This window comes from Gardnerella sp. c23Ub_4 (assembly GCF_055804115.1).
Genome location: NZ_JANUYO010000001.1, coordinates 987,130 through 1,008,321 on the forward strand (window position 1 = coordinate 987,130; position 21,192 = coordinate 1,008,321).

At 39.0% G+C, this 21,192-nt stretch carries 19 protein-coding genes; 7 read left to right on the forward strand and 12 right to left on the reverse strand.

Features of this window, described 5'->3' with window-relative positions; all coding sequences use genetic code 11:
• Window positions 1-159 precede the first annotated feature (159 nt).
• From NYP67_RS03900 to NYP67_RS03950, 11 genes are all read right to left on the reverse strand, one after another.
• Window positions 160-2,595, reverse strand: coding sequence for a lysylphosphatidylglycerol synthase transmembrane domain-containing protein (locus NYP67_RS03900; RefSeq protein WP_415695206.1), 2,436 nt, complete (start codon window positions 2,593-2,595; stop codon window positions 160-162).
• Window positions 2,596-2,654: 59 nt separating this feature from the next.
• Window positions 2,655-4,097 (reverse strand): adenylosuccinate lyase, encoded by a 1,443-nt coding sequence (gene purB / locus NYP67_RS03905; protein ID WP_473411196.1) that lies wholly within the window; start codon window positions 4,095-4,097, stop codon window positions 2,655-2,657.
• A 62-nt stretch (window positions 4,098-4,159) separates the two neighbouring features.
• Window positions 4,160-5,794 (reverse strand): esterase/lipase family protein, encoded by a 1,635-nt coding sequence (locus tag NYP67_RS03910; protein ID WP_115757465.1) that lies wholly within the window; start codon window positions 5,792-5,794, stop codon window positions 4,160-4,162.
• Window positions 5,794-6,045: a hypothetical protein gene (locus NYP67_RS03915; protein WP_116438467.1), complete on the reverse strand. Its 252-nt coding sequence runs from the start codon at window positions 6,043-6,045 to the stop codon at window positions 5,794-5,796. The genes NYP67_RS03910 and NYP67_RS03915 overlap by 1 nt, the downstream gene beginning before the upstream one ends.
• Window positions 6,046-6,186: 141 nt before the next feature.
• Window positions 6,187-6,810 (reverse strand): DUF6466 family protein, encoded by a 624-nt coding sequence (locus NYP67_RS03920; protein WP_162862680.1) that lies wholly within the window; start codon window positions 6,808-6,810, stop codon window positions 6,187-6,189.
• On the reverse strand, window positions 6,807-7,844 hold the full coding sequence (locus NYP67_RS03925) for a vWA domain-containing protein (RefSeq protein ID WP_473411197.1): 1,038 nt from the start codon (window positions 7,842-7,844) through the stop codon (window positions 6,807-6,809). Before NYP67_RS03925 ends, NYP67_RS03920 begins: the two co-directional genes overlap by 4 nt.
• A complete protein-coding gene (locus NYP67_RS03930; RefSeq protein ID WP_415695207.1) occupies window positions 7,841-8,980 on the reverse strand; it encodes a vWA domain-containing protein in 1,140 nt (379 codons plus the stop codon). The genes NYP67_RS03925 and NYP67_RS03930 overlap by 4 nt, the downstream gene beginning before the upstream one ends.
• Window positions 8,981-9,057: 77 nt before the next feature.
• Window positions 9,058-9,606 carry a hypothetical protein gene (locus NYP67_RS03935; RefSeq protein WP_102705052.1) on the reverse strand — a complete coding sequence of 183 codons (549 nt, stop codon included), beginning with the start codon at window positions 9,604-9,606 and terminating at the stop codon, window positions 9,058-9,060.
• 18 nt (window positions 9,607-9,624) lie between these two features.
• Window positions 9,625-10,641: a DUF58 domain-containing protein gene (locus tag NYP67_RS03940; protein ID WP_102705053.1), complete on the reverse strand. Its 1,017-nt coding sequence runs from the start codon at window positions 10,639-10,641 to the stop codon at window positions 9,625-9,627.
• Window positions 10,638-11,774 (reverse strand): AAA family ATPase, encoded by a 1,137-nt coding sequence (locus NYP67_RS03945; protein WP_180946727.1) that lies wholly within the window; start codon window positions 11,772-11,774, stop codon window positions 10,638-10,640. The genes NYP67_RS03940 and NYP67_RS03945 overlap by 4 nt, the downstream gene beginning before the upstream one ends.
• 109 nt (window positions 11,775-11,883) lie before the next feature.
• Complete coding sequence (locus NYP67_RS03950; RefSeq protein ID WP_004130727.1) at window positions 11,884-12,585, reverse strand: uracil-DNA glycosylase; 702 nt, start codon at window positions 12,583-12,585, stop codon at window positions 11,884-11,886.
• 133 nt (window positions 12,586-12,718) lie between these two features.
• On the opposite strand from NYP67_RS03950, the gene NYP67_RS03955 reads away from it, so the two are divergent.
• Together NYP67_RS03955 and groL are read left to right on the forward strand one after the other, a co-directional pair.
• A complete protein-coding gene (locus NYP67_RS03955) occupies window positions 12,719-13,399 on the forward strand; it encodes a LytR C-terminal domain-containing protein (protein ID WP_004133213.1) in 681 nt (226 codons plus the stop codon).
• 323 nt (window positions 13,400-13,722) lie between these two features.
• Window positions 13,723-15,348, forward strand: a complete 1,626-nt coding sequence (gene groL, locus NYP67_RS03960) for a chaperonin GroEL (RefSeq protein ID WP_004133211.1) — start codon at window positions 13,723-13,725, stop codon at window positions 15,346-15,348.
• A gap of 108 nt (window positions 15,349-15,456) precedes the next feature.
• Here the strand turns inward: groL and NYP67_RS03965 are convergent, their stop codons facing one another.
• The gene (locus NYP67_RS03965) at window positions 15,457-15,750 is read right to left on the reverse strand and encodes a WXG100 family type VII secretion target (protein ID WP_101889275.1); all 294 of its coding nucleotides are present in this window, start codon (window positions 15,748-15,750) and stop codon (window positions 15,457-15,459) included.
• A gap of 161 nt (window positions 15,751-15,911) precedes the next feature.
• On the opposite strand from NYP67_RS03965, the gene NYP67_RS03970 reads away from it, so the two are divergent.
• From NYP67_RS03970 to NYP67_RS03990, 5 genes are all read left to right on the forward strand, one after another.
• Window positions 15,912-16,646, forward strand: a complete 735-nt coding sequence (locus tag NYP67_RS03970; protein WP_473411222.1) for a hypothetical protein — start codon at window positions 15,912-15,914, stop codon at window positions 16,644-16,646.
• A gap of 60 nt (window positions 16,647-16,706) precedes the next feature.
• On the forward strand, window positions 16,707-17,447 hold the full coding sequence (locus NYP67_RS03975; RefSeq protein ID WP_032812835.1) for a response regulator transcription factor: 741 nt from the start codon (window positions 16,707-16,709) through the stop codon (window positions 17,445-17,447).
• A 2-nt stretch (window positions 17,448-17,449) separates the two neighbouring features.
• Entirely contained in the window at window positions 17,450-19,462 is a 2,013-nt protein-coding gene (locus NYP67_RS03980) for a sensor histidine kinase (RefSeq protein WP_473411198.1), read from the forward strand.
• A 164-nt stretch (window positions 19,463-19,626) separates the two neighbouring features.
• Window positions 19,627-20,016: a cold-shock protein gene (locus NYP67_RS03985; RefSeq protein ID WP_016635790.1), complete on the forward strand. Its 390-nt coding sequence runs from the start codon at window positions 19,627-19,629 to the stop codon at window positions 20,014-20,016.
• A gap of 18 nt (window positions 20,017-20,034) precedes the next feature.
• Window positions 20,035-21,189, forward strand: coding sequence for a DUF3027 domain-containing protein (locus NYP67_RS03990; RefSeq protein WP_473411199.1), 1,155 nt, complete (start codon window positions 20,035-20,037; stop codon window positions 21,187-21,189).
• The last annotated feature ends 3 nt before the right edge of the window (window positions 21,190-21,192 follow it).

Consider the following 21,192-nt stretch of genomic DNA (forward strand, 5'->3'; position numbering starts at 1 on the left):
CGGTTTTTCAGCGTTTTATTAAGATTTTTTTACGATTTTTTACTTTTTTTAGTAAATAAAGTACATAAAAACCGCAAAAATGCCTTATATAGGCGTATTTATGCGGTTTTTAACTAAATATATTCTTTTTTGATTTGTTAAATTTACACTAATTTGTTGTTAGATTAATCCCTTATTGCTAAGACTTTTCATTGCAAAAGCGCCGATTGGTATTCGTAACCAATAGAACATAAGACGGTAAAGAAGAGTTGCAGATAATGCGATTGTTGGAGGAATACCAACCGAAGTGAATGCAAAAGTCAAAGATGCTTCAACAGCTCCCAATCCGCCAGGTGTTGGAACAGCAGATCCTGCAGTGTTTGCTACTAAGAACAGCAGAACTGTTTCCCAAGGGTTTGCGTAGTATCCAAATGCCAAAAGAGCAACCCAATATCCTAGTCCTGTTGCAAAAACAAGAATCAAACCGCCCAAAGTGCCGTTAAAAAGCTGTTTTGGTTTAGTTACAAGTTCTTTTATCTGTTTGCCATAATCGGAAAGAATAGGAAGATATTTTTTGCGTATAAATTTGCGAATAGGAGTAATCGCCATAAACGCGCATAGGATTATAGTAACAATTCCTATTACGGTAATAAGCATATGCGTAGGAATCATTCCAGAAAGAAGGTTTTTACCAGTAAAAATTCCAACGCTAAATATAACAAGAGCGGTTACTAGCGATTGCAAAAGCCATACTGCGCTTGTAATCGCTGTTGCTTGAGACGTTGAACTACCATTTTTCTTTATAAGTTGCATGTTTACAAACGCAGGACCTACTCCAGCTGGCATAGACACGGCAGTAAATCCAGAAGCTGCTTGCGATGTAAATAAAACACAAGCATTTGGCTTTGAATCATCCATAAAAGATCCGAGCGTAATAGAAGACCCAACCCAAGCAAGCATGCTGCATGCAAAGCAAGCAAAGACCATCACGCTATCTGCTTTTTTAAGCGCAAAAATAAATTCTTGCGGATGCCATTGAGTAGCAATAGCCGAAATCGCAGCAATAATAAGTATTAAGCTAACAAAGAATCGAATATTAAAGCGTGCTAATCTAACAGTGTCGTAGTCTTCTTCGTTGTTAAGCGCGCAAACTTTTTTACTAATCTCATTTTTAAGATCTTCAAAAAGTTTTTTATTACAAGAAGAAAGTGACCTTGTAGACGCTGGAACAGCTGCTTTTTGAATAAATGGAAGTATTTGCGCAACCTTATTTGTGCCCCAAACGCTTATTGCTGATTCAACAGCAGTTTTTGCATCAATGCAAGACGCGATTATTGTTAAAAGTTGAACTTTATCTAAAGCAATATTAGTTGAATCACTAGCAACATCGCCATTTTGCCAACCTGCAATTAGGGGAGTGCCATCTTCTAGTCGCGCAAGCGATTCGGGGCCTATTCTTCTGTGTGTAATGCCTCTAGAGTTAGCAATATCGAGATATTGCATAAGTCTTTGAGCGTCTTTAGATGTAAGTGTGTTTAGATTGCAAGGAACAAGAACATTGCTAGTATGAAATACCATTATTGATGATTTTTCTAGGTCTGTTACTCCATACACGTTTGCTGTAGCAAGATGCAAGTTTCTAAGAGCAAGTAGCATAGAAAGATGGTGATGTATTGAGTGTCTTGCAGAGCGGTCTCGTCTAACTGGAATGTCAATTAGCTTAACCCATTGCCATAGCTGATTTAGATACCCAGGCAAATGCACTTGATTATCTAATACAGATATAACGTATCTTGTTCCGTGAATATCAATCGCATCGTATAGCCTTGAATTTTCAATCAAATCGTCGTCAAGACTAGACTTAAGAACTCCACTATGGTCGGTTGTTAGTGTTCTTCTATTAAGCTGAACAAGATGCGTAATGCCAATGTTTTCTAGTGCTTCAACAATATCTTTGCCCCACGCTCCTTTGCTTTGTGTTCCCTTAATAAACCGAATTAGTGTTCCAAAAGAACGTCCAATGCACCAAGATGTTAATGCGCCTGCTAGCGAATGCCAAGAAGTTACGATTAATATTGGAGACGCAATTAGCAGCGCTTGCCAAGAGAGTTTTACGATTTTGTTATCTCTTCTAGGTCCGCTAACAGTTAGAAAAGCAACCAAAACCGCGTACATGTCTGGCAATAATTCTGTGCCATGACTATTAGATATTGAATTAAGAGATGCGAATATCGAAGGATTGTTTAGCGTTGTAAGAATGTAGGAAATATACCATACAAGCGGATACGTTAAAAGCAAAGTTATTGTTGATATTGCTGTATTAATCCATTTTTTCGAATCGATCATTGATACGATTACGCCAGCAACAATTGCGATTGTAAGCGCTTGCTGAAAAAGAGAAGACGGCAGTCCTTTTACAATCCACTCAATAATCTTTCCAGCATTTTTTGCATCGTGCTCTACGCCTGCTGTTGTTCCCGAAAAACACGTTGCAAATAACACTACTGCTGTAGCTACGCCAGCAGATACGATTGAGTAAATCAAGTCTGCCCAATTGCGAACTAGCTTAGGCTCAACGTCGTTAATAACTAAATCATCTTTTACTTGCGATTGCATAGTACACCGTTTATTCATTAATAATTATTAATGTTCAATAACGTATTAAACATTAATAATTATTGAATAAAATCCACCAACTGTGATGCAATTCCAGTATAAGATTCTGGAGTAAGATTTTTTAGCCTACTTGCAGTTTGAGCATCGAAGTTTCTAGAAGATATAAAATCTTCAACATCTTGTCTAGAAATACTATGACCGCGCATAAGCTCTTTAACTTGCTCGTACGGCTTTTCCATTCCTTCTACGCCAGCAATTTCTTGCGCGCGCATAGCAGTTTGGATTGGCTCTCCAAGAACTTCCCAATTGTTGTTAAGCTCTTCGCTCATCATTTGCGTGTTTGGATGAATCGATTTTAAGCCGCCAAGAAGATTGTTCAAAGCAAGAAGAGCGTAGCCGAATGCGGATCCAACGTTTCTTTGAGTAGTGGAATCTGTTAAATCGCGCTGCCATCGGCTTTCGGTAAGCGTTGCACGAAGTGTGTCGAAAAGTGCGCAAGAAATCTCTAGATTTGCTTCCGCGTTTTCAAATCGAATAGGGTTAACTTTGTGAGGCATTGTGGAAGACCCAGTAGCACCTTTAACAGGAACTTGCACAAAAACGCCGCGAGAAATGTACATCCACACGTCTACAGCAAGATTGTGAAGAATGTGATTAATGTGACTTACAGTGCTATAAAGTTCCGCTTGCCAATCGTGGCTTTCGATTTGCGTTGTAAGAGGATTAAAGCAAAGACCCATTCTGTTTTCTACAAATTCTTTAGAAACGTTAAGCCAATCAACATTAGGGAAAGCAGCAAGATGAGCGCCAAAAGTTCCAGTAGCACCATTTATCTTTCCAAGATACTCTTGGCAGTTAAGGTGTTTTAGCTGGCGATTTAGCCTATAAACAAACACAGCAAGTTCTTTACCTAAAGTTGTAGGAGTTGCAGGCTGGCCGTGAGTTAGCGATAGCATTGGCATATCTCTATACTCTTGCGCTTTTTGAGTCAAGTAATCAACAATAGCTTGCAAATTTGGCCTATACACGTTTTCAACAGCGTTTTTTACGCAACGAGCTATAGAAAGATTGTTTATATCTTCGCTTGTGCAAGCAAAATGAACCAATGTTTTAAGATTGCTAAGCTGGGTTTTATGCCCTAATACTTGCTCTGCTTTGTCTAACTCGTCGTCAATATAGTATTCAACAGCTTTAACGTCGTGATGCGTAACAGCTTCGTGAGCAGCATGGCGTTTTATGCCTTCTGCTCCAAAGTTTTCTGGGATTGCGCGCAAATAATCGCATTCCTCATCTGTTAAAGGCTTTACGCCATCTACAATCGTCTTAAAATCGTTTCCCTTATAACCGTTTGCTAGAAGAATCATCCATTCAACTTCTACACGCATGCGCTCGCGGTTTAGTGCTGGTTCGCTTAAATATTCTACAAGGCTTGCAGTTTGGTTGTGGTATCTTCCATCTAGAGGAGTCAAAGCAATAGCAGGGCAAATATCAGTAAGCTTCATACTCTAAAGGTTACAGCATGGCAAAAACTACTAAGTTTTGAGCGTTGCTATTTTACTTTGCATTAGTGTTGCATAACACCTTGCCACAATGTTGTTTCTTCTAATTTTCCGCTTAATATCTTATTAAAATGTGATTCTTGAGTTCTAATTTCTTTAGACGCAAGTTGGTGAGCGTCCGCATATGCTGCTTGATGATAGTTCAAATCGTGTGTGAGTGTTCCTTCTTCTGGTACATTTTTTACTAATATTCCGTCTTTTTCAAAGATATTTTTTGTGTTGCGATTTGTGTTGCGATTTGTGTTGCCAATCTTATTACGATTTTGTTTAGAGACATTTTCATCATCTTCTTCTTTTCTTTTAATTCGATTAGCGCTTTTACTTGCCACTGCTTTACTTGCAACTGCGTGAATCGTAACCCAATTATTTCTGCTCGGATTACTTGCTCCGTCTAGTGTTGGAACTAGCTCGTCTTCCATTTCTATGCTCGTAACCCAAGTTTTGCTTGGAATTGCGTGGTTTGCTATTGGAGACCCAGCAGTTACAACGTGTTTTATGTTGTATTGTTTTGAATAGTCGCTAGCAATTCCTGCAGCAACTATTCCTCCTTGAGAATGTCCAACAAGAACAACATTGTCATTCGCTTTAATTCCGCTCTTTTTCATAGCTTCTACAACCATTCTTGTGCTGTCTGCGTTCATTCTTACGCTTCTAGAACTGCTCATAACCTCTGCGTTTTGAGGCCATCCAAAAGGAGACTTTGGTTTACCGTCGGTTCCAGGTATTGTAACAAGCCAAGACGTGCTACCGTCTTTTTGTCTAAAACGTTGAATTGCGATTGTTGCAGCATCTGGATTTGTTTTTGGAGGATGCACCGAAAGATTTCCGCTAGAAAGGCTGTTAAGATTTTCAAGCGCTTGACCAATATTGTTTCCCTTATAGAGAAATATTTTAGATTGTGCGTTTTTAGGCAAAACTAATTTTGTTACTTTAAGATTGTTCCCTTGGTTTGCATCGTTGATTTTTGAGCTAAACATGCTTAATGCGCTTGCAAAAGTGGAAACTGGCGCTTTTGAATGTTTTACATCGTTCTTTTCTTGAATACTAGAAAAAAGACGAATAGGGATTCCTGTTACGGGGTTTATTAGAAAATGTTTAGAAAAGCCTCTAATAAATCCTTGCTGAATAGGAGCTGTTGCGTGGCTCCACTTAGAAAAGTTTTTCATGCCACTTTTTTGAGTCATGTCTAAAATCGCGCTGAATCCTACGCTTGCAAAGAATGGTACTGCAGCAATAGGGAAGATGGTAGTTCCAATAGACACAAGGTTATCCAAGGTTTCTCTATTTTTGTATTCTGCTTGAGAATATAAGTTATTTGCTCTGACTATTAGAGTTGCTAATTCACTAAGATTGTTAGACATTGATTCGCATTGGCTTGACTTTATTCTGCATTCGTTAGAATCAGGCAAGTTTTGCAAAGCATGTTGATTAATGTTTTCGCTAAAACAGTTGTTTTGGTTTTGTACAAGAGCTGCTTTTTGGCTTTCGATTTGCATTGCAGTTTGCATCCAACAAGCACTTAGCGAATGAAAATCGTTTGATAGTTCGCTAAGTCTTGCAGCTTTTGTTCTATATGCGTTAGAATCAGCAACGCTAAGAGGTTCTCCGCCAGTTATTGTAGATTTTACTCTCCAAGGCATTATTTACCCCCAAAGTTTAGTATCGATCTAAAAGTAGAATTAGCGTTAATAAAATCACCGTCAACAAAACTAGTGTTAACACAGCTGATTTGGCATGCTTGTCTAGCAGTTTTAGCCATCTGTTCGTTAAACGCGTTTGCGGCTCTTCCGTGCCAGTCTTTAAGCGTGTTTGAGTGTGCTTCGCTAAGCACGCTGTTAGAGCATTGTTCTGTTCTTTCTAACAGCCACTGGTAGTCGTTAAATATGTGCATACAAACATTACACACAATGTTTTTCAAATAGTCACGAAAATTCTTGCAATGTGGTTAAAGGCTATAAGCCTTGAAATATAAGGTTTTTGTGTTTTAAGTCGTTTTTTTTTTAACGAATTTTATCGCAAATTTTAGCGCGATCTACCAAGGCTTATTGCTTGAGTCTTCTTTTTTAGAAGACTTAGTTTTTTCATTCTTATTTGATTCGTCTTTAGTGGAATCATCGCTATTTTGATTTGATTGATTTTGCGAATTTTGGCTAGAATCGCTTTGATTATTTTGCTTTAGCAAGTCTTGAATTTTACTTTTTTGCGAATCGCTTAAGCTGGATTTGTTGGATTTTTCTTGCGCTTTATTAGTCATATTTTTGCGATTATTTTGGCTTGTTTGCGCATTAGAATCCGTATCTTTTTTATCTTGGTTAAGTTGCTTTTGCAAGCTTTTAGTAAGCTCTTTAGATATTATTGCGTTATGATTAATGCTTTTTAATAAGTGCGGCATTAAAATCGTGTAAGGCGATTTTGCTTCGTTAAATTGGTCATCAACCTGTTTTTGAGATACGACCAACGTTTCTTTATCTGCATCAACTTTTTTCGATGCATTTATGTTGTTTATAAGACTTTTTGTAGCAGCGTTATACGTTGATTCTGCTTTAAGATTAGTTGCAATTAAATAGATTGAAACCATGCATAGAAATATAACAATAGAAGATATTGCAATAATAGAAAATCTTAGGAATGACTTAGGTGTGATTTTGCTAATCATATAAGCTTCCTCGATTTTGTAATCCAGCATGCAAATTCCCAGAGAATTAATACACTTGCAAGAATAGCAAACGGCCAAACGATTGGCTCTGGCCTAAGTCTTGGCTTAACAGTGTTGTTTTGTCTCCATTGCTTAGAAAGAATTTGCTTTGCTTCTACGCCAATAGAATGGTCTTTACTGGAATCAATATATTTTCCACTAAGCTCGTCTGCAATATTCTTAAGATTTTTTGAATCCATTTTAGAAATTCCAGGCTTTTTTGTAGAAGGGTCAATAACCCATTTTTCAGACTGTTTTATAGAAGAATCAGTTACGTTAATATCGTCTAAATTATCCAACTTAGTGCTTTTATTTGGTATTTTTCCGCCATTTTTAGAGCCAACACCAATTACGTAAGCATGATTTATGTAGCCGCGCAAAGATGAGAATGTTCTGCGCTTTCTGCTAGTAGTTTCTTCGCCATCGCTAATTAAATACAAAACAGTAACATCTTGAGGATGAGCGTTGTGAATCGCTTGAGCGGCAAGAAGAGTCTTATCTAGAGGAGCGTCTAAGCTCGTTCCGTTTGAAACTCCAACAGGCTCTGTGTTAATGGTGTTAACCCAATTTTCAATGGCATTTGCGTCTGGAGTTAGTGGAACGTCAACACTAGAAGATGCTCCAAATCTGATTGCGCTAAAGCTTGCGTTTGCGTAATTATTCGTTACTTGCTTTATTATTTGCTTTGCGCTGTTAAACCTAGTAGTGAGATTGTTGTTTAAGTCTTTAGAATCATTAACGTTCATAGAACCAGTAACATCTAAAACAAATATTACGTTTGTAGCGTTAAGAGAGCGTTGAAAAGTGCTTTTCATAATGCATGGGCATAATGCGCAAATCGCAAGCAAAACGCATATTAAAACTCTGCGAACACGCATATAAACAGTTTCATCTGTGCTATAAGAGTTGCGTTTTAGAGGGAAAATCTCGAATAGTGCTAAAACAGCAAGAATTGCAATTAAGATTAACGAAATCCAACTAAAATATATTCTCATCGTTTTATCCTTCTTGCAAAAATAAGCCAAAGAGACACAAAAATAACCGCCAAAATTGTTGCAATACTAGGGTCATCGCTTAAAGCTGATTGAGATGAATCATTTGGAACACTTGTATGCTGTTGCTCGATTTTACGAACCAAAGCCATTACAGAATCAGCGTTATGTTGCGTTAAGAAAATGCCTCCGTTTTGAGTAATTAGATCACGCATTTGCCTAGTGGTTGCCTCGTTTTCGCTTTGAGCAGACCCAGAATACAATCCGTCAACTTGAATATTCGCTTGTTTTGTTAAATCCAAAGCTGCTTTAAGCGAATAAGACGGCTTTCCAGAAACAACATTGTCTGTTGCTAAAACAATAGAAGCACTACGATTAAGGCGATTATGAGGCTTTTTAGAATTGTTAGAAGAGCCGTAAACAACTCCAGGAATCATTGCAGCACAACTAACAAGACCATCTCCGATTAAAGACGTTGCTTCTTTTCGATTTTGAGTTCCATCAAGCCATGTAGAAATTTGCTGATACTGCTTTTGTTGCATATTGTCGATTTTGTCTTGAGTTTGAACTCCATCCAAGAGTTTAGAAGCGTATTGCAATTGCTTTTTAACAAGCGAATAATCGTCTGTTAGTGGAAAAACAGTTCTAGACGTTGAGTTAAAAATACTCAAGCCAATGCGCTCGCCTTGAAAATGCTCAACAAATTTTAAGTAAGCGTTAATAACTTCTAAATCGTAGGGAAGAGTGGAGCCAGAAACGTCTAAACAAAGCACAATATCTCTAGAACTCGATTGCTCGTTTGCGTCTAAAACTCTAGAAGGCCTAGAGCTTAGAATTAGCGTGCATAAAAGAGCAAGAGAAAGCATTAACGCGCATATTCTTCGCAAAATATTCCATAATCGCCATCTTCTTGAGCATATGCTTCCTTTAAGGTCTTCGTCTAAAGAAAAAGACGTTAAAAAGCTTGTTTCTAGTATTTTGGAAGATTTAATTTTGTAGTTTTTAGAATTACGTTTTTTAATCTCACTTATTGCAAACGCTGATATTGCAACGATTACGCTTATTAAAACGCCAAAAACAAAGATTAGCGGCCATTTTAATCGCATTGAAAATAGTGTTGAAGCAAATATTTTGCTCATTTCTAAATTAGGTATTGCCAAATTATGCATTGCAAAATTATGTATTGCAAAAGTGCATGTGCTTAAAGTGGAGAATGTCATTTTTTATTCTCCTTTGGCTTATTTTCCTTTGTTTTCCAACTTTCAAGAAGAATAAGAACCCATCTTGCGCCTTGATCAACATCCGTATTTTTAGCTTGATTATTATATTTAGTATCTGCAAATTCAGGAGGGTATAGTGCTGCAATCGTTTGACGCAATAAGTCTGCTCCATGCGTGTTCTTCCAAGAGTTTCTAAACGAACTTATGTCTGAAAGGGTATGTGATTTAATGTTTTCGCCACTGATTATTGAAACGTATTGTCTTGCAATTTGAGCTAATTTTGCAAAAGCTTGATCTTTTTTAATTTTGTTTTGGTTGTATTCAGCTACAACTTGCTCGATTTTTTTACGCCATTCTTGCTTATTTGCATTTAGAATATGAGCAGCATTTTTTACATCTTTTTTAGCATTAACTTTAGGATTGATTTTGCATATAGCAAAGTAGAGCATTGCGCTTGCTAAAAGTGCCACTATTATGCTTAAACCAATAAAAGCAAGTAGCATTGTTTCGTCGTTTAGAACCTTTTGAACATTAAGAATACTCACTGATTACACCAACCCAAACTACTCTAAGAGTAAATCTTGATTCTTCTTAACATTAAAAACGCTATTTTGCAAAGTTGCGTTGCAAATAAATTTAGCTAAAGAATGGAATATTTGGCTGCTGGAAGATCCTCGTATAAGGCAAGCCTTATAAGTGTTTAAGCAATCGTGCAAAGCGTTGTTTACAAATGCTCTATGTGCTTTTACCTCTTTAGCGCATGAATCATCTATTAAAAACGCTGGTATTTTGCGCATAGTTGTTCCATCAACTATTGGAATATTTTTAGACGCGCTAAATGGGTTTACAGGATTTATTGTTACAACTATTAAAGAATGTAAACTTGCGATTTTTTGTAAATCATTAAAATGTTTTTGCAAAATAGCGTATTCGTCCGTAATTATTACGATTAAACTATGTTTTTGCGTAATCGAATTAGCAAAATCAATAATTGCATTTGTGTTTCTAGTCTTTTTGCGTGCATTGCATAGTGAAATATCTAAGCTACGTTCAAAATCAGGAAGATTCCTGCAAGATGGGATTCTTAAAATATTATCTCCATCAAATAAAGCGCAATTAAGCGAATCGTTGCGTTTTAAGCTTAAAGACGCAAAAAAGCATGCTGTGTTAGAAGCAGTCTCATATAAGTACTCATTGCTTTTAGATGCGCAAGAAGCATTCATATTTACGCTAGAATCCACAAGAATCCAAGTTTTAGAAGAAGATTCGCGCTGCCTGGAAGAAACCATCGGCTCGCCAACTCTTGCGCTGGCTTTCCAATTAATCATTCTGGCTTCGTCTCCAGGCTGCCACGCGTGAACGTCTACTAAGTCGCCATTGCCAAATTTTTGACTAGAAGGATGTTCTCCTTCGAAAATGCTTAAAGATTTTTTTGCAAGTGGTAAATTTAGGCGATTGTCCAACACTTCGATTTTTCTTCTAACTTTTTTAGACGAATCGGAGCATAGCAAACTTCTTTTAGCATTATTAGCAAAAAAAGTTGGATGAGAATAAGCGTTAAGCAGTTTTGCAAAAATCATGGTGCAGGAACCGTCTTCACTATTGCATCAATAACTTGATCGCTAGTAATCGAATCCGCTAAAGCTTCAAAAGTCAAAAGAATTCTGTGTCTAAGAACTTCGTGAGCAAACTTTTTAACATCTTCTGGAATAACGTAATCTCTTCCAGAAAGCAAAGCTTGAGCTTGACCAATGCGGATCAAAGCAATAGAAGCTCTAGGGCTTGCTCCCATTCTAACTAGCGAAGAAATAGTTTTAAGAGGATGACTTCCTTGGCCTCTAGAAGTTGCAACAATATCTACAGCATAGTTCATAACAGCTTCCGAAACATGCACTCGCTTAGCAGCTGCGCGCAAAAAAGTAACATCTTGCAAACTTATTTTTTGACTATTAAGCGTTTGAGGATTAAAAACGTCACTTCCTCTGTTTGTTAGAAGCTCTAGCATACTTACTTCTTCGCTAGGCGAAGGATAAGTCATAACTGCTTTAAGCATAAAACGATCCATTTGAGCTTCTGGAAGATTAAATGTGCCTTCTTCTTCAATAGGATTTTGCGTAGCAATAACCATAAAAGGCTGAGGCAGATTAATGCGTTCCCCGCCTATTGTTGTTGCGCCTTCGGCCATTGCTTCTAGCATAGCGGATTGTGTTTTTGCGTTAGAACGATTGATTTCGTCTAAAAGAATCACGTTTGCGTGAATAGGGCCGATTTGTGTGGTAAATCTTTGAGAAGCAAAGTCAAAAACTTGTGTTCCAACTAAGTCTGCTGGCATTAAATCAGGAGTGCATTGAATTCGCTTAAAACTTCCAGACATAGCTGTTGCAAGAGTCTGCGCAGCAGTTGTTTTTGCAAGTCCTGGAACTGATTCAATAAGAATGTGGCCCCCAGCAATAAGCGTCAAAATAAGTGATTCTCTAAGTGAATCTTGGCCTACAAGCGTTTGCGTGAATCTGGAGCGAAGAATGGCAGCTATTTGCTGTGCTTTTTTAATGCTTTCGTTAGACACGCCTGCAGATATTGGCTGATTTACTTCGTCTATTGTGCTAGAAGCAACACCATTAGAAGCAGGTATGCGCGGTTGAGGTGGAAGAGAGAAAACACCAGTATTTTCGCTATTATTTTGACTATTTGGTTGTGGAGGGAATAATGCCATGCGTTTTATTTTAACCGATATGCGCTACCTTAGATGTTTTTAGTTTCTATTTTTGGCAAGTCTTTACTCGTTTTTCTATAAACTCCAGCTTGCTATGTGCTTTAGATTTCTATAAACTCCAGTCAATTGGTGTTGCGCCTAGAGATATTAATGCTTGATTTGCTCTAGAAAATGGCTTTGATCCAAAAAATCCTCTTGAAGCAGAAAGTGGGCTTGGATGAGGGGATTGAATAATTATTGCATTTGTAAGAAGAGGTGCTAGGCTTTGAGCGTTTCTGCCCCAAAGAATAGCCACAAGTGGAAGTGGTTTGCCATTAGCATCTTTACGATTATTTAATGCTGTTATTGCAGCATCTGTGATTTGTTCCCAGCCTTTTCCTTGATGACTATTAGCTTTTCCAGCTTCTACGCTAAGGCATCTGTTCAAAAGCATTACGCCTTGCTTAGTCCAAGGTGTTAAATCGCCATTTTTAGGCATTGGAACGTTTAAGTCGCTAACTAATTCTTTGTAAATATTAGTCAGACTTTTAGGCAACGGTTTAACACGAGCATCTACACAAAAACTAAGACCAACGGGGTGGCCTGGAGTAGGGTATGGGTCTTGGCCAACAATAAGAACTTTTATTTGATTAAATGGAATAGTAAAAGCTCTAAGAATATTATGACTTTCTGGCAAAAATCGCCTTCCGCATGCCATCTCTTCGCGCAAGAAGTCTCCCATTTTGTGGATTTGCGGTTCAACTGGCTCAAGAGCATTTGCCCAATCTGGGTCTATTAGTTCGTGCAAAGATTTTCTATTCTTAATATTCATGATTATCAACTCTAAAACAAGGGCGATAAATCCAAAATCAAATATAAAAATAAATAAATTTTTTACGCTTTGTGCGCGGCATTCGCTAATATGGATTCATATTGTTTAGATAGTTTTTAGAAGGGATGCAATTATGGCGCATAAGCAGAACGTGTCGTTTACGCCAGATGCTTTTGATAATCCACCAGAAGGCCCTGTTGGTGTTCATCGCGGAAATCGCGCTTGGTATGCTGTATTGCTCCCATATGTAGTAGTCATAGCTGTAGCTGTTATTTTAGGCGTTTTTGCGTGGGCTATTATGTCTGGAGAAATCAACAATATTCGTTTGCCTTGGAGTGCAAATCAGTCAACAACTGCTAAGTCTTCTAACGTTAAGAGCGGTAAGATTGATGAGCACAAGAGCAAGTCTGATAATGCTAATGACGATTCAGACGAAGATAGAGATCCAGTAAAAGAAGATAAGTCAAACAAAACAGATAAAAATGATAATAGCTCTAAGGATTCTAAAGACAATAATGCAAGCGACTCAAATTCTTCTGAACAACCTATTAACAAGACTGTTCCAGTAAGAGTTGTTAACGCAACAAAGATTCAGGGTCATGCGGCTCAAGAAGCAGCAAAGCTTAAGCAAGCAGGCTATGCAAGCGTAGAAGCTGCAAATCCTTCTGGAAACGTTCCTGCTGATTCCGTTGTTTGGTATAAGGGAGACGAGAATCGATCTGCTGCTGAAGATATTGCTAAGACGCTTGGAATTAGCAATGTTGAGCCTGCAAATCAAATAGCAACCACTATTGTTGTTGTTTTGTGCAAGTAAATGTGCAATTAGATTGCATGTGTGCGATTGCATATGTGCGAGTGCATTAAATAAGTGACGCAACAAGTGATGTAATAAATTTGATTAATAAATAAATACTTAAATAGTCAATTGAAAAACTACAATAAGTGGCTTTTTGATTGGCTATTTTTGATTTTATACTATAGATTTTTTCTATAGATTTTTGATTATAGTTGGCACTCGGGCATGTAGAGTGCTAATCTTCATTTAGCACTCAGTTTAACGGTTTAGTCAACAGCTGACGGTTGATTAGCTAAAAGAAGCATGAGTGAGTGTCCATAGTTAATTTATGTGGAGGAATAATGGCAAAGATTATTGCCTATGAAGAGGATGCCCGCCAGGGTATGCTTGCTGGTCTTGATAAGCTTGCAAATACAGTAAAGGTCACTCTTGGACCAAAGGGTCGTAACGTAGTTCTAGATAAGTCTTACGGCGCTCCAACAATCACTAATGATGGCGTTTCAATCGCTAAAGAGATTGACCTTGAAGACCCATACGAGCGTATTGGTGCTGAATTAGTTAAGGAAGTTGCTAAGAAGACTGATGACGTTGCAGGCGACGGCACTACAACCGCTACTGTTTTGGCTCAGTCTTTGGTGCACGAAGGCTTAAAGAACGTTGTTGCTGGTAGCAATCCAATTGCTCTTCGCCGCGGCATTGAAAAAGCTTCCGAAGCAATTGTTAAGGAATTGCTTGCGTCTGCTAAAGATGTTGAAACAAAGGATCAAATCGCTGCTACTGCTACGATTTCTGCTGCCGACCCAGAAGTTGGCGAAAAGATTGCAGAAGCTCTAGATAAGGTTGGTCAAGACGGCGTTGTTACTGTTGAAGACAACAACAAGTTTGGTCTTGATTTGGACTTTACAGAAGGCATGCGCTTTGATAAGGGTTACATTTCTCCTTACTTTGTAACTAACGCAGAAGATCAGACTGCTGTTTTGGAAGATCCATACATTTTGCTCACTTCTGGCAAGGTTTCTAGCCAGCAAGACATTGTTCATGTTGCAGAACTTGTTATGAAGTCTGGTAAGCCATTGCTTATTATTGCGGAAGATGTTGATGGCGAAGCTTTGCCAACTCTTGTTCTTAACAAGATTCGTGGCACTTTCAACACTGTAGCTGTTAAGGCTCCAGGCTTTGGCGATCGTCGCAAGGCAATGTTGCAAGATATGGCAATTTTGACTGGCGCTCAGGTTGTTTCTGACGACCTTGGCTTAAAGCTTGATTCTATCGATGCATCTGTGTTTGGTCATGCATCTAAGGTGATTGTTTCTAAGGACGAAACAACTATCGTTTCTGGTGCTGGCTCTAAGGAAGACGTTGAGGCTCGTGTTGCTCAGATTCGCGGCGAAATCGAAAATACCGATTCCGATTACGATCGCGAAAAGCTTCAGGAGCGTCTTGCAAAGCTTGCTGGTGGAGTTGCCGTTATTAAGGTTGGCGCTGCTACAGAAGTAGAAGCCAAGGAGCGCAAGCATCGCATTGAAGATGCAGTGCGTAACGCTAAGGCTGCAATCGAAGAGGGCTTGCTCCCAGGTGGTGGCGTTGCTCTTGTTCAAGCTGCTGCAAAGGTTGAGAAGTCTGCCGAAGTCGCAAATCTTAAGGGCGAAGAAGCTACTGGCGCTGCAATCGTGTTCCGCGCTGTAGAAGCTCCAATCAAGCAGATTGCTCAAAATAGCGGTGTTTCTGGAGATGTTGTTCTTAACAAGGTTCGCGAGCTTCCAGAAGGCCAAGGCTTTAACGCTGCAACCAACGCTTACGAAGATTTGATGGCTGCTGGCGTTACCGACCCAGTTAAGGTAACTCGTTCTGCTCTACAGAATGCTGCTTCTATTGCTGGTTTGTTCTTAACAACCGAAGCTGTTGTTGCAAATAAGCCAGAAAAGCCAGCTGCAGCTCCTGCAGGCGGCGCAGAGATGGGCTACTAAATTAAATTAACTCTTTGATTGAGTCTGTTTAGTTATCAATACATGAGCGGTAAAGTTTTGACTTTGCCGCTCATGTTTGTTTTTGTTTTTGTGATTTGTGACTTTTGTTTAGTTCATTGCAAACAAGGAAGTTGCTTGTGCTTCTGTATCCATGTAAATGTTAGAAACATTTTGCATTGCTAATTGAATTGCCTCTAGAGATTGCTCCATTTGTTGGTGTGCTGCACGCCATTGCCCAGCGGTTGTTGCAAACTGAGTTGCAGCAGGGCCAGTCCACACGCTTTGTAATTGCTGTAGATTTGCGTACATTCCATTTGTTGCATCTCGAATCGCATTAATCGAAGATCCGACTGCTGCGGCAGATTGCTGAATTTGCTCTGAGTCTACTCTAAATTGTGCCATTTTTACTCCTTAATGTTTGTAAATGTATGTGTTTTTCTATGTTTTTTTTTTATTTCCGTGTTCTCTAATGCTTGTATAGAATGTGTTTGTACAGAATGATGCGTCTAAAACTTAATTTTGCTCTTGTTTCTTGTAATCTAAAAACACGGTATTATGAATATATGCCATTAAGCGATTATGACAAAGATTTTTTTACTAATGTGGTTAAAGGCTTATGCACACTTATAATGCTTGCGTTTTTAAGCCAAATTGCTTTATTTGCAAGCATTGCTTTTGCGGAAGATGAATCAAAAAATGGTGATTTAGCAAATAAAAGTTCTAATAATTATGGCATTGTTGCTACTGATTCAATTACAGATACGGAAAATCTTCTAGGGGATTCCGTTGCAAAAGTCTCTGATATGACTGCTAGCACAAAAAAGCAAACAGGCGTATCTGTGCGCCTTCTTTATTTAGCTAATTTTAGCGGCAGCAAAGACCCATCAAAGTGGGCTAGCGATTTATTAACAAGCACGAATCCAGCTCCAAACACTGTTCTTTTAGCAATTGCTACTCATGATGGAAGGCTTGTTGTTGCAGTTTCGCCTAATTCCGATGAATGGCTTAAAAGAAAAACAACGGTTGACTTATTGTCGGATGCAGCTTACAGGCCATTAGTTAACGCGCAAGGTGCTGACTGGGCTAAGTCTGCGATTTTGCTTATGAAGCAGATTTCTAGAGCTAAAAAAACAGCGGTTACGCCTTCAACAAGTATTATTGCAACTATTGTTATGATTGTTGTGATTGCAGCATTGTTTGTAATTGTTGCGATTGTACTTTATAGAAGAAATTATGTGCTAAAGCAAGTTAAACTAGGATTTAGAAAAGCTAAGCGTAGGCACGCATCGCATAAATAAAATTATTTTTTCCAGGAAACACTCAGGAAACATTCAGCTTTATAAGTGATGCTAAACAGTATGGGTAAGAATGTAGAAGCATCTATTGTTGTGGTCGATGACGAACCTTCAATTCGTGAACTTTTGGTTGCATCGTTGCACTTTGCTGGATTTGACGTAGAAACCGCTGCCTCTGGATCGGAAGCAATCGAGGTTATAGAGCGCGTTCATCCAGATCTTATTGTTATGGACGTTATGCTACCAGATATTGATGGGTTTACTGTTACAAGGCGAATCCGCCAAAATGGTGTGGTAGTGCCAGTGCTGTTTCTTACAGCTAGAGATGATACTCAAGATAAGATTATGGGCTTAACAGTTGGTGGAGATGACTACGTTACAAAACCTTTTAGCCTAGAAGAAGTAGTTGCTAGAATTCGTGCGATTTTGCGCAGAACTCAAGAGCCAGAAGAAGACACCCCTGTTGTGCGCGTTGCAGATTTAGAGATTAATGAGGACTCGCACGATGTTTCTAGAGCTGGAGTTCCAATCGAGCTAAGTCCTACGGAATACAAGCTTTTGCATTACTTAATGGATAACGAAGGCAGAGTGTTGTCTAAAAGCCAGATTCTTAATCACGTTTGGCAATACGATTGGGGTGGAGACGCAGCAATCGTTGAATCCTATATTTCTTATCTTAGAAAGAAAATCGACGGTATTGAGATTAAGCATGACGACGGCTCTATAGAGAAAGTCGTTCCACTTATTGAAACTAAGCGCGGAATTGGTTACATGATTCGCGTACCAAAGGCAGGTCAAGCCTGATTATGAATAGTGGCAAGTCTGCGGAAGTCGCTATTCATAATCCAGAAGTTGCTAATGCAAATGCGGATTATAAAAGCAAAAACAATAATCCTAATAAAAAGCATAAAGCAGCAAAATGGATACGTAAACATCTAGATGCAATACCGTTAAGCACTCGATTAGTGGCATGTACGCTTGTAGTTTTAACTATTGCAGCATTTTGCATATCATTGTCGATTAGGCAATTAGTTGGAAGCTATTTGCTAGATAAAACCGATGCTCAGTTGGCAGATCAAGCCCAGCTTATTTACGACAATATTGATTTGCTTAGAAAAAAGGATTCAAAAGATCCAACTGTTGGTCCAAATGACTATTTCTTGCAAATTCGAGACACTAATAACAAAATTATTACAACGCCTTTGGTTCCTCCGCTTAAAGGAGACGTTGTTTCTATGCCAACGCTGCCAGAAGATGGAGAAATCAACAGCGTTGTTATAAAAAGAAAGCCGTTTACATCTCCTGCTGTTGTTCATGGCGACCTTAAAAGCGTTGATGAAGCAACTGCAAAGGTTGCTCAGTCGCCGTGGCGCGTACTAGTTCTTACATGGGGTAATCGCAGTGGTTACAACTCCGAAATGCGCGTTAGAGGTTACGTTTATATAGCGCTTTCTCTAAGCGACCAAATGGATACTCTAAATACTCTTACGCGCTATTGTTTAATGGTTAGTATAACTGTTATTTTGCTTGGTGCAGTTTTGTCTGCTTTGATTATTCAATCAACTCTTGTTCCGCTAAAAAGAATAGAAAAAACAGCTTCTAAAATTGCTTCTGGAGATTTAAGCAGACGAGTTCCATCTGCTCCAGAAAACACGGAAGTTGGGTCTTTGGCAGCAAGCTTAAATTCAATGCTTTCTAGAATTGAGCAAGGCTTTAACGATCAAGAAGCAATGACAGAAAAAATGAAACGTTTTGTTTCGGATGCAAGTCACGAGCTTAGAACGCCACTAGCTGCGATTCACGGTTATGCAGAATTGTATTACATGTGGAGAGGCGTTGCTGGTCAGCAAGATAAGGCTGATGATTCAATTGCTCACATTAAGGCTTCTAGCGAAAGAATGACGGAGCTTGTTGAAGATTTGCTTTCGCTAGCGCGATTTGATGAGGGGCGAGGAATCAATGTTTCTCAAACTGTTAATGTAACTCCAATTCTTAAAGATGCTGCTAATGATTTGCGCGCGCTTGATCAAGTTAGAGTTGTGCAGCAAGGAACATTGTATTTAGCAGACGACTTAAAGCTAATGGATTGCTCTAAGCCTACAAATTGTAATCTTGATAGAAAGTTTATTTTTACTCCGGGCTCGCTTCCTAACGTTACTATAAAGGGCGATGGAGCAAGGTTGCGTCAAGTTCTTACTAATATTGTTGGCAACATTCATCGTTATACTCCAAGTGATTCTCCTGTAGAAATCGGAATGGGAATTTTTAAAGCTTCGATTACTCCAGAAGCTTTGCAAAAAATGAGCGCTGTTTCTAAGTCTCTTAAGGATTTTTTGGAGGCTGCAGAAGTTAGCCAATCAACAGGTGCTGGCAGCTCTTACGTTGTTATAAGGGTTGTTGATCACGGTCCTGGAGTTCCAGAAGAATCGTTGCCTCATATTTTTGAGCGTTTCTATATTGCTGATCCTTCTAGAGCCATGGAAAAGGGCGGTACAGGCTTGGGCATGTCTATTGCGCAATCTGTTGTTAAAGCTCATCGCGGTTTGATTTGCGCAACAACGTCTTGTGCGTATAGAACTAGTGAAGATAATTTTGCTACAGATATTTCTGCAGATATAACATTGAATGGAGATGAATCTTTGGATTCTAATCCTCACGGTTTAACTCTTACAGTTGTATTACCAAATGTTATTATTGACGATAGTAGCGATAGCGGTGATAGTAGCGATAGTGCAAACAAAGAAAATAATGTAGATAAATCAAATAAAATGCTTACAAGTGACTCTATTAGTGGTGTTGAAAATAACAAGACTGTTTAGATTGCTTAGGTTGTTTAGACTGTAGGTTATTTAGACTGTTTAGATTATTTAGGTTGTTCTAGATTCATGCGCTACAATTAGAAAAGTGTGAATCTGTAGAGTTATGTGGATGTAGTAGAATTGATGATTCGCATAAAGTTTAGTGAATTTGAGTGAGGTGTGTTATGCCCAACGGGCGCGTTCGTTGGTATGATTCCCAAAAGGGATATGGCTTTATAGTGGATGAAGACGGCAAAGATGTATTCTTGCCTTCTTCTGCCTTGCCATCGTCAATAAAAGAATTGCGTAAAGGTACGCGTGTGGAATTTTCTGTTGTAGAAGGACGCAAAGGCCCGCAAGCAATGGGACTTACACTCGTAGCTTCTGCTCCTTCGCTTGTAAAGGCTACAAGGCCAAAAGCAGAAGATATGGCTGCAATTGTAGAAGACCTTATTAAGCTTTTGGACTCTGCTGGCAACGGCTTGCGTAGACGCCATTATCCATCTAGTGCGGAATCTAAAAAGCTTGCGCACTTGTTGCGTGCTGTAGCAGATAATTTTGACGTACAAGATTAATAGTTAACAGGATTTTTTATGGAAGATGAAGTAATAAATCCGCAGGAGCTTGCTTATGAAGTTGCTGTGGAAACTTCGGAGCGCAAAAACGCTGTAGGCGATTTTGTAGGCAAAACGGAGCTTGGTAGTAATGTTACTGATTTCCGTTTTGCTTGCACTATGCTTGGCTATGAAGGCTGGCAATGGTCGGTAACGCTGTATTATGATGAAGATGCTGGTCGTTGGACTGTTAACGAGTCTAGTCTTGCTCCAACTGAAGATTCGTTACTTCCTCCTCCTTGGGTTCCTTGGAAAGATAGACTTAGGCCTACGGATCTTTCTGTTATGGATTCAATCGGCACTGCAGAAGATGACTCCAGGCTTGAAGATGGCGTTAAGCTTGATGGTGCTAAAGAAAATGATGAATCTGAAGACGGTTCGCAATGCGCTAAAGATAGTGAAAACAGTAATAACGACGCAAATAACGAGAATAGCGAAAATGGCGCGGATAGTTCGGATAGTGAAAGCGCATATAATGCAGATAACGCAAGTGCAGAAGATGATGAAAATCTTGAAAATGGGGAGTCAAAAGAAGATTTTGAAGATGCTGTTGAAACTTTCCGCTTAACTCGAAAAAGAGTTATGACTGCTCAAGCTATAGCTCAAACTGCGAAAAGATGGTATGCGGGTCAACATGGACCAAAGTCGCTTTCTACTAAGATTGCGGATGGAAAAGCTTGCTCGTCATGTGGATTTATGATTCCTCTTGCGGGAAGTCTTGGAAACATGTTTGGAGTTTGCGCAAATATGTGGAGCCCAGACGATGGGCGAGTGGTTGCGCTTGATCATGGATGCGGAGAACATTCCGAAATAGCGCCTCCTGAGCCATCGCAGCTTTGGGTTCAATCAGAGCCTGCTTACGACGACTATCACATTGAGATTGTTCCTCAAACACCTAGAGAAGAACGCGCAGATGTTGAGCTTATAGAAGAAGCGATTGAAGATAGTAAAGAAAATCGCAAGACAAGGCGTAAGCGCGTTTTAGTTGAGAATAATCAAGATAGCGAAGAGCACAATGAAGATGGTTTGCACAATGAAGATATTGCAGAATCCAAAAGCAGTGCACAAATCGTAGATAGTGCAGAATCTGAAGATAATTTTGACTCAAATAATAATCCGCAACCAAACGATTAGTCC

Bases quoted from the DNA above. Each gene is read 5' to 3' on its own strand.
- NYP67_RS03950 (WP_004130727.1), bottom strand. From the start codon at position 12,585: ATGAATATTAAGAATAGAAAATCTTTGCACGAACTAATAGACCCAGAT.
- NYP67_RS03910 (WP_115757465.1), bottom strand. From the start codon at position 5,794: ATGCCTTGGAGAGTAAAATCTACAATAACTGGCGGAGAACCTCTTAGC.
- NYP67_RS03925 (WP_473411197.1), bottom strand. From the start codon at position 7,844: ATGAGAATATATTTTAGTTGGATTTCGTTAATCTTAATTGCAATTCTT.
- NYP67_RS03955 (WP_004133213.1), top strand. From the start codon at position 12,719: ATGGCGCATAAGCAGAACGTGTCGTTTACGCCAGATGCTTTTGATAAT.
- NYP67_RS03945 (WP_180946727.1), bottom strand. From the start codon at position 11,774: ATGGCATTATTCCCTCCACAACCAAATAGTCAAAATAATAGCGAAAAT.
- NYP67_RS03975 (WP_032812835.1), top strand. From the start codon at position 16,707: ATGGGTAAGAATGTAGAAGCATCTATTGTTGTGGTCGATGACGAACCT.
- NYP67_RS03965 (WP_101889275.1), bottom strand. From the start codon at position 15,750: ATGGCACAATTTAGAGTAGACTCAGAGCAAATTCAGCAATCTGCCGCA.
- NYP67_RS03900 (WP_415695206.1), bottom strand. From the start codon at position 2,595: ATGCAATCGCAAGTAAAAGATGATTTAGTTATTAACGACGTTGAGCCT.
- NYP67_RS03940 (WP_102705053.1), bottom strand. From the start codon at position 10,641: ATGATTTTTGCAAAACTGCTTAACGCTTATTCTCATCCAACTTTTTTT.
- purB (WP_473411196.1), bottom strand. From the start codon at position 4,097: ATGAAGCTTACTGATATTTGCCCTGCTATTGCTTTGACTCCTCTAGAT.
- NYP67_RS03930 (WP_415695207.1), bottom strand. From the start codon at position 8,980: ATGAGCAAAATATTTGCTTCAACACTATTTTCAATGCGATTAAAATGG.
- NYP67_RS03920 (WP_162862680.1), bottom strand. From the start codon at position 6,810: ATGATTAGCAAAATCACACCTAAGTCATTCCTAAGATTTTCTATTATT.
- NYP67_RS03915 (WP_116438467.1), bottom strand. From the start codon at position 6,045: ATGCACATATTTAACGACTACCAGTGGCTGTTAGAAAGAACAGAACAA.
- NYP67_RS03980 (WP_473411198.1), top strand. From the start codon at position 17,450: ATGAATAGTGGCAAGTCTGCGGAAGTCGCTATTCATAATCCAGAAGTT.
- NYP67_RS03985 (WP_016635790.1), top strand. From the start codon at position 19,627: ATGCCCAACGGGCGCGTTCGTTGGTATGATTCCCAAAAGGGATATGGC.
- NYP67_RS03990 (WP_473411199.1), top strand. From the start codon at position 20,035: ATGGAAGATGAAGTAATAAATCCGCAGGAGCTTGCTTATGAAGTTGCT.
- NYP67_RS03970 (WP_473411222.1), top strand. From the start codon at position 15,912: ATGCCATTAAGCGATTATGACAAAGATTTTTTTACTAATGTGGTTAAA.
- groL (WP_004133211.1), top strand. From the start codon at position 13,723: ATGGCAAAGATTATTGCCTATGAAGAGGATGCCCGCCAGGGTATGCTT.